Genomic DNA, 17,766 nt, shown 5'->3' with positions numbered 1-17,766 from the left:
ATAAGAATCCCTTCAATCCTGTAATCCTGTAAATCCTGATTCTGACAAATTATAAATGTGCACGATTCAGACAGGTCGCTACCTGTCCCTATACAACCCTTATCTTCCCGACTCGTCAACTTCCTCTAACTAACTCTCTTAGCTCGCGTAAAAGTTCTAAATTTTATAAAAGTGGCTGGTTTCCTGACTTCACAGCTTCCTCAGATACCTGTGAGGACTTGTTTTTTGTGGTCTTGTGACCCGCCTTTTCCTTTCGCGGCTGCGAAGTTCGTAAGTTTTCACCGAAACATCTGCGCATGAAACAAACTTTACGCCAGGCTATTATAGATTCTAAGCTCGATGCCTATTACGCTAGCCACCAAGATTCTTGCAGAATGACAAAATTGGTGCTGGTACTCGTAATAGGTATAAACTACTTTATCACTAGTCTCTTCAAAGCAGGTTTCACGCAAAGAGCGCTGGCTGCAGGGCTTTTGCTATTTCTCCCATACCTGGCTACCGCTCAGCTACAGGAAAATTTTTCTGACGGCGACTTCACCCAGAATCCAACCTGGACGGGTGATGTAAACAGCTTTATCATAAACCCCCAAAACCAACTGCAAAGCAATGGGCCAGCCGTAACGGGCACCGTGTTGAACCTGGCAACACCTTCGCAGGCAGCAGTGGGAACAGTGTGGGAGTTCTGGGCCAACCTGCGGCTGGCTACCTCCTCCAGCAACTATGCGGATGTCTTTCTGATGGCTGATAAAGAAGAGCTTAAAGCCGCCGATGTGAATGGGTATTTTGTGCGCATCGGTGGTACGCCAGACGAGGTAAGCCTCTTCCGGAAAGACGCTGGTAAACCACCCGTTATCATCATCAATGGCGAGGACAAGACAGTAGCGACTTCCAACAATATCGTGCGGGTACGGGTAACGCGAAACCTCGATTATACCTGGCAGCTGGAGATCGACGTGACCGGAACGGGGGAGAGCTACAAAAGCCAGGGTTCGGTAACAGATGCTACACACAAACGCTCGGCTTATCTTGGGGTGCTGGTCAGGTATAGCTCTACCAACAGACAGCGCTTTTACTTTGATGATTTCCGGATAACGGACACCACTCCGCCGGTGCTGGAAAGCGCTCAGCCGCTTAGTACGCAAACAATAGAGCTGCGCTTTAATGAGCCGCTTGCCAGGGAGCAAGCCCAAAACCTTGATAACTATACCTTGAACGGGAACTTCAAACCGACTTCCACTGAGCTGACCGAGAGCGGCACTGTACTGCTCACCTTTGCGCAGTCTTTGCGAAATGGGGCAAACACAATAGCAGTGACAGGTATAGCCGACCTTTATGGCAATGCCCTGCCAGGCCCAGTAGAACTGACTTTTCAGTATGCGTTGCCAGCAGTGCTGCCCGGTTACAACGAGTTGCTCATCACCGAAATCATGGCCCGAGAAACACCGGCACTGGGCTTGCCGGCAGTGGAATACATCGAGCTGCACAACCCAACCGATAAAGTACTTACGCTACAAGGTATACGCTTCTCTGATGCCACTTCTACTACCATCCTGCCCAACGTGCTCCTGCAGCCAGCTGAATACGCCGTGTTGGTGCCTAATGTGCAGGTGAGTAATTTTACTGAATATGGCCGCGTCATCGGCATCAGCAATTTCCCAAGCCTCAACAACACCGGTGAAATCCTGCAACTGCGCCAGCCCAATGGTCGCCTGATCTATGCCGTGAATTACAACGATACCTGGTACCGCGACAATGCCAAGCGCAACGGCGGTTGGAGCCTGGAGATGATCGACGTGACAAATCCCTGTGCCGGTGCTGAAAACTGGACTGCCTCCAATGACCCGCGCGGTGGCACACCCGCTCAACCCAATTCCGTAACAGCCTCCATACCTGACAACACACCACCAACCTTGCTCAGTGTGACGGCACTGGCCCCTGATCGGCTGCTACTCCGTTTCAACGAGCGACTGGACAGTGCACAAGTCGCGGAAGTGAACCGCTATACCTTAAGTCCGGCAGGTATAGGTATTGCCGCCGTGCAGGTTGTTTCTCCGCTGTTTGAGGAGGTCGTGTTACAACTCAATGCGCCACTGCAGGAGCGGCAGCTCTATACCTTGACCGCTTTAGGTATACGCGACTGTGCCGGTAACCTGAGCCCGCAACCGCTTACAGCTACCTTTGCCTTGCCCTCTGCACCGGAACCTGGCGATGTGGTCATCAACGAGGTGCTGTCCAACCCCAGACCCGGCGGCGTGGATTTTGTGGAACTCGTCAACCGCAGCGACAAGTACATCAACCTGCGGAACTGGCAGTTGGCCAATACCAGCAACGACAGCATTGCAAACCGTCGGGGGATCACTACAGCTCATTTTGTACTGGCACCCGGCCAATATGTGGTGCTCACTATCAATCCTGAGAACATTAAGAACAATTATCCCGCAGGTCGGGAAGAAACTTTTCTGCAGATGGCTTCGCTGCCGTCCTATCCGGATGCTGCCGGCTCAGTGGTTGTATTGCAGGCTGACAACCGCATTGCCGACCGCTTCGACTATACCGAGCGGATGCACTTCAGCCTGATCGACGACCGCAACGGCATTTCGCTGGAACGCATCCGACTGGATGGTCCGACTACGGCAGACAATTTCCACTCGGCGGCCACTTCAGTAGGGGCCACGCCCGGCTACCTCAACTCGCAGTCGCAGCCAGGTATAGCGGCGCAGCGGATGTTCACGATCGAACCAAAGGTGTTCTCCCCGGATGGTGATGGCTACGAGGATTTTACGACCATTAACTACAGCGCTGATCAAAGTGGTCTTGTCGCCAGTATCACCGTGTTTGATGCACAGGGACGCGAAGTCCGCAAACTGGTGCGAAACGAACTGCTGGCCACCAGCGGTTTCTTCCGCTGGGATGGCACCCGACAGGACGGCTCTAAAGCGGCTATTGGTTACTACCTATTCTATATTGAGCTCTTCGACCTGGATGGGCAAAAGAGTGTGCACAAAGAGCGGGTCGTGATTGGGGGACAGTTATAGCGTGTAGCTAATATTTTTAGAATCTAACTAAAAATGTTAGTAACTTTTGTGGATAACCCATGTTATTAACAACAGTGTCCAAGCAACACTTTATTATAAGTTCTGCTATACTTTAGTTATGAAGCTGACTACCAGTTAGCTATGCCTTGCTGAAATATACCCCTGTATCTCCGCTTAAATTACAGCAACAATCGCTTAACTTGCGCGGCTTTTTAAATTCAGCATTAGTAACTTAAGCGGTGGAAGAAATTGTATACCTGTGCTTTTTCGCCTTTCTGGCGGGATTTATCGATTCGGTGGTAGGTGGGGGAGGGTTGATACAGCTGCCGGCCCTGATGATCTTTTTGCCCGGTGTGCCTTTGCCGACCTTGTTTGGTACGGGCAAGTTTGCGGGTATAGCCGGTACTACTTCGGCCATGGTGCGCTATGTACGGACAGTGAAGATCAACTACATGGCCATTCTTCCGGCTGCTGCGGCGGCTTTTGTGTTTTCTTTTTTAGGAGCGAGAGCCCTGAGCCATCTGGATGCTAACCTGCTCAAACCGCTCATTCTGCTGTTACTCATCCTCGTCGCCATCTATACTTTCATCAAAAAGGACTTTGGCTCGCTGCATGCACCAAAACTCACAGACGCAAAGGAGAAGGTATACGGGATTCTGATAGGCGCAGCCATCGGATTCTATGACGGCTTCTTCGGACCGGGTACAGGCAGCTTCCTGATCTTCATTTTCATCGGCCTGTTTGGTTTTAATTTTCTTGCGGCTTCTGCGGCGGGTAAGGTGGTGAACGTGGCCACTAACCTGTCGGCACTGCTCTACTTCATCTGGAAAGGCCATGTGCTCTATGAAGTGGCTGTACCCATGGCGATCTGCAGTATTATTGGCTCGCAGTTGGGCACCCGCACCGCCCTCAAGCGCGGCACTGGCTTCGTGCGGGCGCTGTTTCTGGTGGTCGTAAGCGGCATCATCCTCAAACTGGCTTATGATACTTACGGCGTGGATGGAGAAGACTTTGCCCGCTTGAGTACCGCCGTGTTAGAGTGGGTCGGGAAGAAGGGCTAGCTTAATCCTGCTGCATGTTGCCAGCCGTCCAGTAGAGTTGGGCTTTGATTTTGGCGTACTTGCTGCGCAGGTCGTAGAGCTTTATCTGTGACTCCAGTAGCTTCTGCTCGCGGGCGTTGATCAGAAAGATGGAGCTTTCGCCGCTCTGGAATTTAATGATTTCGCCTTCCTGCAGGATACGGGCATTCGTTACCATCTGCTCCTGCAGCGCAAGCTGCTCTTCCAGCGCCAACCATTCGTTGTATACCATCTGCACTGCGTTCTCGATGGCCCGCAAGGTAAAGGACTGCTGAAAGCCTACTTCCTGCTGCTTTATTTTGGTGAGTTGTAATTTGCCTCGTTCCTGTCGCAAAAACAGTGGTTGGCTAAAGCTGATGCCTACTTTATAGTTGTTGCGCATATAGGGTGATTGGAAAGCTTCGCCGTTCATGAAAAAGTCGCTCTGCAGCAGGTTGTATTCCACATCCAGCTTTGGCTTAAGCTTATCAGCGGCAAAGCGGCGCTCTACTTCCAGTTGCTGCCCTTTCAGGTCGAGTTTGACGATGTCGGGGTGGTTGACCTTGGCCAGTGCCACCAGTTCCTGCAGATCATCGGGGCTGAGCGGGTCCAGTTCGGTGCCCGCCGCAGACGGTACGGCATTGGCGGCAAGCCCCAGCGGCTGATTGCCCTCATCCCACAGGTGCATCTCAACCCGCAGCTTGCTGTTGTTGTACTGCTGCAGGGCAGCGCTGAGCAGTACCCGGCGGTTGAGGGCCTCGGTGCGGGCTTCTACCGTGTCGATAGCAGCCAGGTCGCCCTGGCGGGCTCGTTCGTTCACGGCCCGGGTACGGACTTCAGCCAGTTCCAGGGCCTCGCGGTATACCTGCACCTCATTATAATAATAGAGCCAGTCCCAGTAGTCTTTGGCCACGTCGAGCAGCAGTTTATTCACCAATTTGAGGCGGTCGGCTTCGGCCATCTGGGGAAGCAGTTGCGCCTGACGCACAAGGGAGCGGCGCTCATCCATGAACAAGCCCTGACCAAGCGGCACGGCTATACCTGCGTAGCTCAGGCCGTTGGAGGGGGTGTATTTTTCGGGATTCAGGTAGGGGCCACTGTTGCGCTCGTAGCCTGCCAGCAATTGCGGACCAAACCACAGCGGTACCCGCAGGCTGTTGTTCCAGTAGGTATAGTACTCCTTGTCCGAAAACTGCTTTTCGCCATACTTGCTGTTCAGCACGGGGTCGAAGCCGCCACGGGCCATACGCAACTCCTGATCCGCCTGGCGCGCCAACAGCGCCGCCTGCGCCGCCAGCGGATGATGCGCCAGCACTTGTTCGTACAGCGCATGCATGGTGAGCACCTTCACCGAGTCCGCCGTCTGGGCCATACCCGGTCGGTCTATACCTGTCAGGCAAAGCAGCAACAGCAAAAAGACTAAAAAACGATATCGCTTCATGTACTTACTTCTCTTCTTTGGTCTGGGTGTTGGCACCATCCACAGGCAGTGTGCCGGTATAGTCGGGCGGGAAGCCGTTGAGCTGACGCCACAGTTCGTACCAGATCGGTACATTGCGCAGCATGGCCCAGCCTTGTACGCCAGAGCCAATCCGAATAGCCTCCGGCCATTTCTCCTGCTCCGGATCCTGCACCACGAGCATACGGTACAGGCCGTTGGTGGCGGTGTTGTCAATAACAGCCACTTTGCCACCAAAGGTACCAAAGCCCAGGTTTGGCCAACCTGAGAACACAAGCGCCGGCCAGCCATCGAACTGCAGGCGCACCGGAGCGCCGCGATAGAGAAGCGGCAGGTCCATCGGTTGCACGTACAGCTCCACAGCGAGCCGCGGATCATCAGGCATGATGGTGGCGATGGCTTCCCCTTCTTTGATGTTCTCGCCTATACCTGCCCGGAGTGTCCGCACGAGGTAGCCTGTTTGCGGGGCTACTACCTGGTAAAAGCTACTCCGCACCAGTGTGCTGCTATACTCGCTCCGCAGCTTCGATACGTCCCCAATTGTGCTGTACAGGTAGGCTTGGTTAGAGTTAAGCTCCGATTCTGCTTTGGCCAGCTTATCTGCATACTCGGCCTGCAGTGAGTTGAGCTCCGTATACGCGTTCCGCAATTCGGCCCGGGCGCTGCCCAGCTTGTTTTCGTTGGCGATCAGCTTGGCTTCCGCTTCCTGCAGCTTCAGGCGGCGGGCTTCGAGCTCGGTCAGCGACTTCAGTCCCTGCTTGTACAGTGCTTCCTGTCGTTCGTACTGGTTACGGGCTATTTCCACTTCTACACGCTGGGCTACCAGGTCCGCACTATCACTTTGCACCTTCAGTTGGGTCTGGTCTATTTTGTTGCGGCCCTTGGTCAGGCTAAACTGTAGGCCTTCCCGCAAAGCCTGTATCTGGTCCTGCAAAGCTTCGGTTTTGGCTCTTGTGGCCGTGGCGGCTCCCTCTTTGGCCTGTACCTGTTCATCCAGGCGGTCGAGCAGCTGCGGGTCAAAGAATTTCTCCTTCACTTCCGACAAGCTCACGATCGTGTCGCCTTTCTGCACCAGTTGGCCTTCCTGCACATGCCAGCGCTCGATGCGGCCGGCTATGGTACTCTGCACAGTTTGGGGGCGGTCCTCCGGGTTAAGAGCGGTGAGTGCGCCGCGAGAGGAGATATTCTGCGTCCAGGGCAAAAACAGGATCAGAATCAGGAAAAGCACAATGCCTACAATCCAGTAAGCCAGCGTGCGTCCGAGCGACGGCGTGCGCACCATTTCCATTGCCTCCCTGGCCCCGTGTTCCCGCGATGGGGTATAAGGATCTTTCTCTTTCATGGTTATACAGTCAGGTTGGCCAGTTGCTGATAGGGGAGGCTGTGGCGGATCTCTTCAAAATTGCCGTTTGCTACGAGCTGCCCATCCTTCAGGAGCAGGGTGCGGTCACAGATGGCCATTACTTCCGGGTCGTTGGAGATAATTAGGAGCGTCCAGTTGAACTCCTGCGACGAAAGCATTTGGATCAGCCTTAGCTTTTCGTGCTTTTCCATCCCTCCCCAAAAGTCGTCGAGTAGCAGCATTTTAGGGCGCAGCACCAGGCAGCGAGCCATGATGATCTTGCGCGAAACACTAGCCGGCAGGCGAATACTGCCACCGGTCAGCTCGGTCTGCAGACCATCGGGCAGCTCATGTATAAAGTCGGTCAGGCCCACGTTGTCGGTCGCCCAGATCACGTCTTCGATCGGTACGTTGGGTATACCCAGCGTGATGTTCTCCAGGATGGTCCCGTTAAAAACCTGCTCCTTGGACGTGTTGTCACCAATGAGTCGGCGCAGGCTGTTCTTGTCGAGGTCGCGCATCGAGAGGTTGTTGTAGGCGATGCTGCCTTCGTAGTTCTCGTACAAACCAAGCAGCAGCTGGCTGAGTGTTGACTTGCCCGACCGGTTGAAGCCCGCAATGCACACTCGCTCTGAGGCCAGCACATCAAACGAGATGCCGTTGATTGCGCGTTCCTCCACGTTCGGGTACTGGTAGCGTAAGTTATTCACCTGGATCGAAAGCCCCTGCCCGCTGGCTGGTACAGGAACGCCGCGCTCTTCTTCCAGCGGCATGTCGGTTACCTGCCCGAGCTTGTCGAGGCTGGTGAGCAGGTCGTAAATCGTGTCGAGCTTGATGATGATCTTCTCTACGGCTGTCATGATGAGGATGATCACGATCTCGGAAGCCACAAACTGCCCGATGTTGATTTCACGCTGAATCACAAGCACAGCACCCAGTACCAGCAGGCCTCCCGTGATCACGGTCTTGAAACCCACAAAGCTGAAGTACTGTGTCATCAGTACCCGGAAGTGCTGCTTGCGCGCCTTCAGATAGCTGGTCACAAAGCCATTGGTCTTCTCGGTGGGCAGCTCCGACTGGCCACCCAGTTTAAAGGTGTTCATGGAGCGGGCCATCTCCTGGAGCCAGGCAACCAGTTTGTACTTGTACTTCGACTCGGTGATGCTGGTATCGATGCCGCGGGGGCTTGTCAGGTATAGGACGCCGACCAGCACGATGACCAGGATCATGCCGAACACAATGAAGTAGGGGTGGTAGAAGGACAGCAGAATAAGGCCGAAGATGATCTGAATGGCAGAAGTCGTGAAGTCTGTTAGCAGCTTGGCCATAGACTTCTGCAACGAAACCGTGTCGAAAAAACGGTTCATGAGCTCGGGTGGGTAATAGCGATGCAGCGCCTCAGACTGCAATCGCGGCACGCGGTAAGCAAAGTCGAAAGCCGTTCGTGCGAAAATACGCTGCTGTATGTACTCCACCAGCCAGAGCTGCATGATCTGCATACCGCCCACAATAAGCAGGCCCAGCACGATCAGGGTGATCAGCACCACCACCGACACCGTGATCTGCCCACTCGAAACAAAAGCGATGATGCTCTGGATGCCCAGCGGTAGCGAAAGACTGATCAGGCCAGCCACAATCGCATAGATGTACAGGTATACGATCTCCCGTTTTTCGGCGGCAAGCAGCTGCCAGAAGCGCTGCATCGGAGTGAACTGTGGTCTGTGTTTATAAGCTTTGTTCATGTGTCTGCTTTATCTCTTTTGGTCAACTGCCGCAAAAACAAGATGTTTTAAAAAAGTGGCCGTTTCCACAGGGCTACGCTGTGTGCCTCTGATCTCGGTAAGGGAAGGCAGGTGCTCGGCAAAAAACACCTGCTGGTGGGCGGCTTCCATGATCGTGCTGATAAGGGCGTGCGGATAGGGGTAGTCCGGATTGATGTCCAGTACCATTTCGGACAGGTGGTGGCACAGGCGCTTGTACTCCAGAAAATAACCGTCCTTGTTATCATCATCCACTTCTTTGGTCAGGTATACCTTGGATGCCTCACTGATCACGATCCGGTAAAGAGCGCTCTCGTTGATGTGCAGCGTGGCCGGGTTGTCGGTGCCGGAGGCCGTAATCACGTCGATGGCCCGGCTCAGGCGCTCCCGCGGGTCAGCTATGTTGTTGGTCTGGAACAGCACAAAGTGATCGAGCCAGGCCCAATGCCACGATACCAGGTAAACCAGCAGCTTGTGCTTGTTTTCGAAATAACGATAAATGGAAGCCTCCGTTGAGTTTATCTCTGTCGCCAGCTTTCGGAAGGTAAATTGCTCAAAGCCCAGCTCATCTATCAGCCGGATGCTTTCTTTGATGATGCGTTGCCCCAGTTCGGTTAGCTCCGGATCACGCAAGTATGCCTTGTGGCTTAAGTTTATCTTAATGCTTGTTGTGTTCATTTCAGATTGACGCTGTGAGAGGACGCATTTTAGAATTGTAGCTAGCCCTCTATGCCTTTCAGTTAACTTTTATTCGGAATTCCCTGCTGCAAAGTTATAACAACTTTCTTATTTAATAGTTTTACTATCATAAAAGTTTATTTTGCTTCTTTGCTTCAGCCTGCTTTCATCTTTCTAAAAATACTGAGTGGGTACAGGTATAGCGCCCCGGTAGTTATGGAACCGAAGCTTTGATTTTTAGGTGACCTGATGCATTGTGATACCCTATTGACTGTGGAGTGATGATGTGGCACAATAGTGAAGCGGTAATTGGTGAAATGAGCATATTCTATACCTGACGCGAATCAGAAAAAGAAGCTGTACCTTTGCAATTCGCGACGGCCTTACGTAAAGACCAATAGCCAACCAGCAACCCATTGCCATGAAGTTTGAAGATTACCGCATATCCGACGAGATCAAGAAAAGCCTGGACAAGCTTGGTTTCCGGAAGCCAACCGATATCCAGTACAAAGCGATTCCCCCGATCATGAAAGGGGAAGACGTGCTGGCCATTGCCCAGACAGGCACAGGCAAGACCGCTGCCTTTGCTATACCTGTGCTGGATAAGTTGCAGTACGCGATCAACCGTCGCCGCTCCGATGGCATCAAATGCGTCGTGATGGTGCCTACCCGCGAGCTGGCTTTGCAGATTACAGAGGTTTTTGATGAACTGGGTCGCCATACCCGTGTGAAGACTTTTTGCGTGTTCGGTGGCGTGGAGCAAGGGCCGCAGATCGCCAAACTGGAGGCAGGTATAGACATACTGGTTGCCACACCCGGTCGTTTGTTCGACCTTGTGAGCCAGGGATACATCCGCCTCGAACGGGTAGAAACCTTGGTGCTCGATGAGGCCGACCATATGCTCGACCTCGGTTTCATCCACGACATCCGCCAACTGATCACCAAACTGCCACGCAAGCGCCAGACGCTATTTTTCTCTGCCACCATCAACGAGAAGATCAAGGAGCTGGCCTATTCACTCGTGAACAAGCCCGTGCGCATCCAGATCTCTCCGAAAGACCCCGTGTCTAAAAATGTGGACCACTCGGTGATGTATGTGGAGATGGATGAGAAGCGGTTTTTTCTGGAGCGTGTCGTCAAAGAGAATCCTGATAAGAAGATTTTGGCCTTTGTGCGCACACAGGTTCGGGCCGAGCGTGTAGTGGCGGCGATGGAGCGCGTAGGGATAGATTCGGTAAGTATGCACGGTGGCAAGGAGCAAAAAGACCGTACTGATGTGATGAAGCGCTTCAAAAAAGGGGAGGTAAAACTTCTGATCGCCACGGATGTGAGTGCCCGCGGCATTGATATTCCGAACGTGGACTACGTGGTGAACTACGACCTGCCCGACCAGCCCGAGAACTACGTGCACCGCGTGGGTCGTACGGGCCGCGGCACTGCCAAAGGTATAGCGGTGTCATTCTGCAGCGAAGAGGAGAAACCGATCCTGGATGAGATACAGACCTACCTGACCAAAGACATCAAAGTGCTGCAGCTCGATCCGGAGGACCGCGAAGCCACCATCGACTTCAGCCCCGAAGCCAAGTTTGACTGGAAAGCCCTCATGAAAGAGGCAGAGGAGACAGAGTCGAAAGTGAAAGCAGCTAAAGCAAAGAAGGCAAAGGCAAAGGCTAAAAAGAAAAAATAACCTAAAGTATGCATCCTATATAAAGAAGCCTGCCAGCTAAAATTGCTGGCAGGCTTCTTTAATGAGTGGGGTATAGAGGTATAAGAGCAGAGGGGCAGCCACCTTAGGATGATAAATCTCAGCAGCTATACCTGACCTGCAGGAAACCGTTGCGGTATAATTTGTTTTCTGTTGGGATCAGTTTCAGTTTATGCTCTTGTGTGTCTTTAGAAAAGAGCGGGATGCCTTTGCCTAGTATGATTGGAATATAGGTCAGGATGATTTCGTCCAATAAGCCCGCATTGAGCACTGTAGCGTTTAGCTGCCCGCCTCCGATGAGCCAGATGTCCTTTCCCGGCTGCTCCTTCAGCTGTTCTATGAAGTCCACCACATTGTTCTTCACAAAAGTAACATGTTCCGTATCCTGCTGCTGCGAGTGGCTGAAGACATAGTTTTTCAGATCAGGGTAGGGGAAAGGCATGTCGAAACCCAGGATCTGCCTGTAGGTGGCGTGCCCCATCAGGGTCGTATCGATGGTCTGCAGAAAAGCGCTGTACCCGAAGTCTTCGTCCGGTATGTTGTACTTCTTGTCGTGCAGCCAGTCAATGTTTCCGTCAGGCCGGGCTATGTGCCCATCGGTGCTGGCTGCAATGTATAGGATGATCTTTCTCATAGCGCTATAGGTACGTAAAACCGGCGCTCAGGTATAGCAGGTGAAATACTATTATTAAAGCACAGCACTTTTCACCCGATGCTGTTCGCCTACGCAACCGTTGTAGCCAAGCGCCTGGTTTACGGGGCAATAGCGCAGCATACCTGTCACAATAGGTATGACTCCAACAGCAGACAAAACTTTTATATTATAATATGCTCCCACCCCGATAATAGCAAGACCGGTTAACACACGAATCTTTTGCTCAGTCAATCCTACGTTACATTCCATACTGTTATTTATTATGTCCCTTACTGTCATACGAGAGATTTGCAGGGAGATGTTCTAAATTGATTGTGTTATAATTTGGACAATCATGATATTAAGTATACCTTATAGGGGCAATGCAAGCGAATAGCAGAAATAGCGCCTTTTATGCGGCACGGAACGTAATGCCAGAGGCCAGTGCCTGGATACTGGGCCTGCTGCTGCTTGCGGGACTGGAACCTGCAGGCGACCACCTGTTCAGTTTGTGCCCGGTGAGTTGGTTTTGGGAGGGTGGTTGCCCGGGTTGTGGCCTTGGTCATAGCATCGCTTACCTGTTCAGGGGAGAGCTGTTGTCCTCTTGGCAGGCGCATCCGCTGGGCGTGCCTGCGTTGTTGCTGCTAAGCTGGCGTGTGACGGGCCTGTTGGCACAATCGCGCAAATTATACCTGCATCACTCTAAACTATAAACTATGGCCAATGTATTTAATTTAATGCCTGAGCTTGAGCCCGATGAGATGGCTTATGTACAAGGTTTGCTCAACTCTATGTCGGACTATGAGGCGCAGCAATTCGTGTCTGTTTACAGAGCGCGTCGGCGCGAGCCACTGCTCGTGCTCATAACGGCTGGCATAGGATTTTTTGGAGTAGCCGGCGTGCACCGTTTTGTGTTGGGGCATATTGGCATGGGGCTGCTATACCTCTTTACAGCTGGATTATGCTTTGTGGGCACCATCATAGATCTGATAAACTACAAGCGACTTGCATTTGAATACAACATCAAGGAGGCGCAGCAGGCACATGCGATCGTAATGGCCCAGTCGGGTGCTTACGGAAATCCGGGTGACTATGGCGTGTAGCTTTTGTTACGGATACTGCTAACGCTGTTATAACACCTTGTGTACAGTACCAGCATTTCTTACTAAAAACAAATGAGGTTTTAGCCAAAGCCTTGTCTTAGATTTTCTCCAATAAAATATATGTTTTATTGAATGGTTTGGCCTTCAGTGCGTTGCAAACAACATTTTGTGGCTTTAGACACTGTCAGAGGGATTTTAAAGGGCATAAAAAAATATTACGAAGAATCTTTGTTAAGGTTTTGTTAAATGTTTTTAATGCCTATATTTGGAGATAAAACTATTCTATTATCTAATCTATTTATCAACAACCTAACAAAACAAGTGTAGTTTATGAAGAAAGTATTACTACTTAACTTCTTGTTTTTGTTTGCGCTTTTGGGCCAAGTAGCGGCACAAAGTCGGACAATAACAGGTAAAGTTACAGGGGCAGGGGACGGAGCACCTCTACCAGGTGTGTCTGTAGTTGTAAAAGGTACCACTACTGGTACTGCAACTAATGCAGACGGTTCATTCAGCGTAAACGTACCGGACAATGCGAACACTTTGGTGTTCCGTTACATCGGATACGTGGCAAAAGAGGTGGCGATTGGCGCAAATACTTCTATTAACGTGACATTAGATATTGATAGCCAGCAGCTGTCAGAGGTTGTAATCCAGGTGCCTTACGGTACTGTAGCGAAAACTGCCTTTACTGGTGCTGAGTCAACTATCACGACAAGAGCAATCGAGAGACAGCAGGTAACATCTGTTACACGCGTACTTGAGGGTCTTGTACCAGGTATCCAGACTACCAACGGTGGTGGTACTCCTGGTTCTAACGCATCCGTGCGTATCCGTGGTATTGGTTCTATCAACTCAAGCAGCGAGCCACTTTACGTAGTAGACGGTGTTCCTTTCAGCGGTACGCTTCAGTCTATTTCAACTGACGACATCGCATCTGTGACAGTATTGAAAGATGCTGCTGCGGCGGCTCTTTACGGTTCACGTGCTGCGAACGGTGTGATCATGATTACCACCAAGAGAGGTAAAACTGGTAAGCCTAGCATTGCCGTTAACCTGAGAAGAGGTGTTTCTGACCGCGCTATCAAAGAGTACGAGCGTGTAAACGCACAGGAGTACTACGAGTTGATGTGGGAAGCCATGCGTAACGCAAAACTTGGAGGAGCACCTTCTGCTGATAAAGATGTAGCAGGCGCTAACCAATTCGCTTCTGACAACATCGCAGGCGGTAACGGTCTTGTTTACAACCCATTCAACGTAGCTGGTAACCAGGTGATCGACGCGGCTACTGGCCGTCTGAACCCAAATGCTCGTTTGCTTTACAACGACTCTTGGGCTGACGAGTTGTTCCAGCAGTCTAACCGTACTGACGTGAACATGAACGTGTCTGGCGGTGCTGAGAAGAGCGACTACTACCTGTCTGTTGGTTATATCAAAGAAGACGGTATCGCTAAGTTCTCTGGCTATGACCGTGTGAACGCACGTGCCAGCATCAATACTCAGGTAACTGACTGGTTGAAGTCAGGTATCAACATTGCTGGTAACATGTCTGAAAACCAGGGTAGCTTTGCAACTGGGACTGCTACATCTAACCCATTCTACTACTCTCGTTACATGGGCCCTATCTATCCGGTATGGCAGCGTGATGGCGAAGGTAACTTCGTAACAGATCCTATTCGTGGCGGTAATGCGCTTGACTGGGGTAATGCTAACCAGATGGGCGCCAGACCATATGCACCAAACTCTAACCTGTTAGGTACACTGGCCCTTGACGAAAACTCTATAAGAAGAAGCGAAGCAACTGTTAACACTTATGCTGAAGTGAAATTCTTGGAGGACTTTACTTTCAAAACTACTTTCGGTGGTAACTACTACAACGGTTTCAGCACAGGCTATCAGAACTCACAGTTCGGTGATGCGCAAAACGTAAGCGGTCGTTCAACCAAATCTGACACCAGAACTACTTCTTATACTTTCAACCAGGTGTTGACTTGGAATAAGCAGTTCGGCAGCCACAGCCTGCGTGCATTGGCTGGTCACGAAAACTACGAGTACGAGTCTAGAAACGTGTCTGCTACCAGAACTGGTTTCGCTTTCCCTGGTACTACTGAGCTTGGTGCTGCTGCAACAATCACTGGTGGTACATCTAGCTTCGCTGATCACAAGATCGAGTCTTACTTCTCTCAGTTGAACTACAGCCTTTCTGACAAATACCTGGCTTCTGCCAGCTTCAGAAGAGACGGTTCTTCCCGTTTCTACAAAGACTCTCGTTGGGGTAACTTCTACTCTATCGGTGCAGGCTGGAGAATTTCAGAAGAAGACTTCCTTTCTGCTGAGTGGGTTGACGAGTTGAAACTAAGAGGTAGCTACGGTGAGCAAGGTAACGAAGCAACTGATAGCTATTACCAGTGGCAAGGTCTTTACTCACTGGGTTGGAACAACGTAAACGCTCCTGGTGCTATCGTAAGCTCACTTCCTGCTCCTGAGTTGATCTGGGAATCTAACGCTAACTTCAACGTTGGTGCTGACTTCAGATTCTTCAACAAAGTAGAAGGTACAGTGGAATACTTCCAGCGTATCTCTAGCAACCTGTTATTCGCCGTTCCTACTCCTTACTCAACTGGTGGTCTGGATATGTGGCAGAACATCGGTACAATGTCTAACAACGGTTGGGAATTGCAATTGGGTTACAACGCTGTTTCAACTGGCGACTTCGACTGGAGAATGGATGTTAACCTGACAAGCTACAAGAACAAGATCAAAACGATGCCTAACGGTGACCCGATCATCAGTGGCACGAAGCGTCTAGCTGAAGGTAAAGACATCTACGCTTTCTGGCTGCGTGAGTACTACGGTGTAGATCCTAGCAATGGTGATGCCCTGTACCGCACTGACCGCACCCTTTACAAGCCGGACAATGCTGCTTACCAGATCATCGGTCAGGATACAGTGACGAACAACATCAACAACGCCTCTTATGCTTACCATGGTTCTGCTATCCCTGATCTGATCGGTGGTTTCACTAACTCATTCCGCTACAAAGGTTTCGACCTTGCGGTACTGTTGACATTCCAGGCTGGTGGTAAGTTCTACGATGGTAACTATGCAGGTCTGATGCACAGAGGTACATACGGTACACACTTCGCTAAAGAAATGCTGAACCGTTGGACTCCAGAGAACACTACTTCAGATGTTCCAAGACTGCAGCAGGGTCTGGCAACTCAGGACGGTATCTCTACTCGTTGGTTGTACGATGCTTCATACCTGAACATCAAGAACATCAACCTGGGCTATACACTGCCTAACACGTTGACTTCAAGAGTAGGTGTAAACAACATGCGTGCATTCGTATCTGTTGACAATGCCAAGATCTTCACGAAGAACGAAGGTATGGACCCACAGCGTAGCTTCACTGGTACATCAGACTTCACTTACCCAGTGATGCGTACTTTCACGCTTGGTCTAAACGCTAACTTTTAATTAGGAATATTATCAGTATGAAGAATATAGTTAAAAAACTAGCTCCGCTGGCACTGGCAGTTTTAGTGCTGACGGGTTGCGAGAAAGAGTATCTGGATACAACTCCAGCATCTTCAGTGCCAAACGAAATGGTGTTTGGCACAACGGAGGGCGCTACGGTAGCCTTGAACGGCATCTACCGTTCTATGTGGACATCAATGGATGGCAGCCACGGACACTTCGGTCAGAAGTCTTACGACCTGACCATGGACATGATGGGTAACGACATCATCACACCTGTGCGCGGTTACGGTTGGTTCGTAGCGGAGTATAACCACTCAGCTTACGGAACAGCTACACGGACGTCTCGTTCTGGGGGAACCTGGAGATACTACTACAGAACCATCAACAATGCGAACCTGATTATCGCAAACGTGGATGAAGCTGTTGGTACGCAAGAACGCAGAGATTATATCAAAGGCAACGCCCTGTTCCTGAGAGCACACTCTTACTTCTATCTGGTGAACCTGTTCCAGCATACATACAAGGGCAACGAGAATGCCCCAGGTGTGCCGGTATACACAGAGCCAACTACCGAAGGCAAAGGCCGCGGTACTGTACAAGAAGTATACAACCAGATCCTTGCTGACCTGGATGCTGCTGAAGCATTGCTCGAAGGCAAAACCAAAGATCACGTTTCTCACATCAACCAAAAGACTGTTAAAGGTCTTCAGGCTCGTGTAGCCTTGCAGATGGAGAACTGGGAAAGAGCTGCTACTAAAGCGAACGAAGCTCGTCAGGGTTATACGCTGATGAACGCAGCTACTTACAAAGCTGGCTTCGGCACTGCTAACAGCGAATGGATGTGGGGTCTTCAGATTCCTAACGACCAGTCTACGATCTACGCTTCTTTCTTCTCGCACATGGCGAATACAGCCGCCGGTTATGCCGGTTTGGGTAGCACGAAGCTGGTTACAAGAGAGCTTTACGAGAAAATGTCTGCAACTGACGTACGTAGAGAAATTGTTCAGGCTCCTTCTGCCGACAACAAAGGTACCTACTACAACTACTCTTCTCTGAAGTTCCGTCTGCCAGGTGCTGGATCATGGGCAGCTGACTACGTGCTAATGAGAGCTTCTGAAATGTTCCTGATCGAGGCTGAGGCACTTGCCAGACTTGGTAGAGAAGCAGAAGCAGTAGCAGTACTAGAGACACTTGTGAAAGCAAGAGATCCACAGTATGTAGCTCCGGTTACTTCCGGCACAGACCTGATCGAAGAGATCCTGATCCAGAGAAGAATCGAACTGTGGGGTGAAGGCTTCTCTATCCTGGATCTGAAGCGTCTGAACAGACCAATTAAGCGAAATGTTGGTACTGCTCCTAACGGCGAGCACGTTGCAGCCCTTATCCTTGTAACAGAGCGTTCTATCACGGATCCACAGATTCTTTATAGAATACCTCAGGATGAGATCAACAACAACAAGGCTTTGTCCGCTGGTGATCAGAACCCATAACAGATTCTGAAATACTTAG

Annotated in this window: 13 protein-coding genes; 7 read left to right on the top strand and 6 right to left on the bottom strand. The window is 51.0% G+C overall.

The features are described 5' to 3' along the window. Positions 1-374: 374 nt before the first annotated feature. Both C8E01_RS01765 and C8E01_RS01760 read left to right on the top strand, forming a co-directional pair. Complete coding sequence (locus C8E01_RS01765; RefSeq protein ID WP_116541866.1) at positions 375-3,035, top strand: lamin tail domain-containing protein; 2,661 nt, start codon at positions 375-377, stop codon at positions 3,033-3,035. 239 nt (positions 3,036-3,274) lie between these two features. Beyond that, complete coding sequence (locus C8E01_RS01760) at positions 3,275-4,096, top strand: sulfite exporter TauE/SafE family protein (protein ID WP_116541627.1); 822 nt, start codon at positions 3,275-3,277, stop codon at positions 4,094-4,096. 1 nt (position 4,097) lies between these two features. On the opposite strand, the gene C8E01_RS01755 is transcribed toward C8E01_RS01760, so the two are convergent. From C8E01_RS01755 to C8E01_RS01740, 4 genes are read right to left on the bottom strand one after another with little or no spacing between them, the layout of a single operon-like run. Further along, the gene (locus tag C8E01_RS01755; RefSeq protein ID WP_165820533.1) at positions 4,098-5,534 is read right to left on the bottom strand and encodes a TolC family protein; all 1,437 of its coding nucleotides are present in this window, start codon (positions 5,532-5,534) and stop codon (positions 4,098-4,100) included. Positions 5,535-5,538: 4 nt separating this feature from the next. After that, a complete protein-coding gene (locus C8E01_RS01750) occupies positions 5,539-6,894 on the bottom strand; it encodes an HlyD family secretion protein (RefSeq protein WP_116541625.1) in 1,356 nt (451 codons plus the stop codon). Between the two features lie 2 nt (positions 6,895-6,896). Then, positions 6,897-8,636 (bottom strand): peptidase domain-containing ABC transporter, encoded by a 1,740-nt coding sequence (locus tag C8E01_RS01745; protein ID WP_243409377.1) that lies wholly within the window; start codon positions 8,634-8,636, stop codon positions 6,897-6,899. Positions 8,637-8,645: 9 nt separating this feature from the next. Continuing rightward, the gene (locus C8E01_RS01740) at positions 8,646-9,332 is read right to left on the bottom strand and encodes a TetR/AcrR family transcriptional regulator (protein WP_116541624.1); all 687 of its coding nucleotides are present in this window, start codon (positions 9,330-9,332) and stop codon (positions 8,646-8,648) included. A 421-nt stretch (positions 9,333-9,753) separates the two neighbouring features. Here C8E01_RS01740 and C8E01_RS01735 point away from each other — a divergent pair, with 421 nt between their 5' ends. Beyond that, positions 9,754-11,019, top strand: coding sequence for a DEAD/DEAH box helicase (locus C8E01_RS01735; RefSeq protein WP_116541623.1), 1,266 nt, complete (start codon positions 9,754-9,756; stop codon positions 11,017-11,019). A gap of 118 nt (positions 11,020-11,137) precedes the next feature. Here the strand turns inward: C8E01_RS01735 and C8E01_RS01730 are convergent, their stop codons facing one another. After that, a complete protein-coding gene (locus C8E01_RS01730) occupies positions 11,138-11,671 on the bottom strand; it encodes a dihydrofolate reductase family protein (RefSeq protein ID WP_116541622.1) in 534 nt (177 codons plus the stop codon). A 54-nt stretch (positions 11,672-11,725) separates the two neighbouring features. Then, positions 11,726-11,941 (bottom strand): YgaP family membrane protein, encoded by a 216-nt coding sequence (locus C8E01_RS01725; RefSeq protein WP_116541864.1) that lies wholly within the window; start codon positions 11,939-11,941, stop codon positions 11,726-11,728. 113 nt (positions 11,942-12,054) lie between these two features. Here C8E01_RS01725 and C8E01_RS01720 point away from each other — a divergent pair, with 113 nt between their 5' ends. From C8E01_RS01720 to C8E01_RS01705, 4 genes are all read left to right on the top strand, one after another. Then, a complete protein-coding gene (locus tag C8E01_RS01720) occupies positions 12,055-12,384 on the top strand; it encodes a DUF2752 domain-containing protein (RefSeq protein WP_243409376.1) in 330 nt (109 codons plus the stop codon). 3 nt (positions 12,385-12,387) lie between these two features. After that, on the top strand, positions 12,388-12,774 hold the full coding sequence (locus C8E01_RS01715; protein ID WP_116541620.1) for a TM2 domain-containing protein: 387 nt from the start codon (positions 12,388-12,390) through the stop codon (positions 12,772-12,774). A 330-nt stretch (positions 12,775-13,104) separates the two neighbouring features. After that, positions 13,105-16,254 (top strand): SusC/RagA family TonB-linked outer membrane protein, encoded by a 3,150-nt coding sequence (locus C8E01_RS01710; protein ID WP_116541619.1) that lies wholly within the window; start codon positions 13,105-13,107, stop codon positions 16,252-16,254. Positions 16,255-16,271: 17 nt separating this feature from the next. Continuing rightward, the gene (locus tag C8E01_RS01705; RefSeq protein ID WP_116541618.1) at positions 16,272-17,747 is read left to right on the top strand and encodes a RagB/SusD family nutrient uptake outer membrane protein; all 1,476 of its coding nucleotides are present in this window, start codon (positions 16,272-16,274) and stop codon (positions 17,745-17,747) included. Positions 17,748-17,766 lie beyond the last annotated feature (19 nt).

The organism is Pontibacter virosus, assembly GCF_003096355.1.
Taxonomy (GTDB): Bacteria; Bacteroidota; Bacteroidia; order Cytophagales; family Hymenobacteraceae; genus Pontibacter; species Pontibacter virosus.
Note: the sequence above shows the minus strand (reverse complement) of the source record. Positions and strands in the feature narration are given on the sequence as shown.

Coding starts and splice junctions, on each gene's coding strand:
- C8E01_RS01715 (WP_116541620.1), top strand. CDS start 12,388: ATGGCCAATGTATTTAATTTAATGCCTGAGCTTGAGCCCGATGAGATG.
- C8E01_RS01730 (WP_116541622.1), bottom strand. CDS start 11,671: ATGAGAAAGATCATCCTATACATTGCAGCCAGCACCGATGGGCACATA.
- C8E01_RS01710 (WP_116541619.1), top strand. CDS start 13,105: ATGAAGAAAGTATTACTACTTAACTTCTTGTTTTTGTTTGCGCTTTTG.
- C8E01_RS01765 (WP_116541866.1), top strand. CDS start 375: ATGACAAAATTGGTGCTGGTACTCGTAATAGGTATAAACTACTTTATC.
- C8E01_RS01705 (WP_116541618.1), top strand. CDS start 16,272: ATGAAGAATATAGTTAAAAAACTAGCTCCGCTGGCACTGGCAGTTTTA.
- C8E01_RS01725 (WP_116541864.1), bottom strand. CDS start 11,941: ATGGAATGTAACGTAGGATTGACTGAGCAAAAGATTCGTGTGTTAACC.
- C8E01_RS01740 (WP_116541624.1), bottom strand. CDS start 9,332: ATGAACACAACAAGCATTAAGATAAACTTAAGCCACAAGGCATACTTG.
- C8E01_RS01720 (WP_243409376.1), top strand. CDS start 12,055: ATGCAAGCGAATAGCAGAAATAGCGCCTTTTATGCGGCACGGAACGTA.
- C8E01_RS01755 (WP_165820533.1), bottom strand. CDS start 5,534: ATGAAGCGATATCGTTTTTTAGTCTTTTTGCTGTTGCTGCTTTGCCTG.
- C8E01_RS01735 (WP_116541623.1), top strand. CDS start 9,754: ATGAAGTTTGAAGATTACCGCATATCCGACGAGATCAAGAAAAGCCTG.
- C8E01_RS01745 (WP_243409377.1), bottom strand. CDS start 8,636: ATGAACAAAGCTTATAAACACAGACCACAGTTCACTCCGATGCAGCGC.
- C8E01_RS01750 (WP_116541625.1), bottom strand. CDS start 6,894: ATGAAAGAGAAAGATCCTTATACCCCATCGCGGGAACACGGGGCCAGG.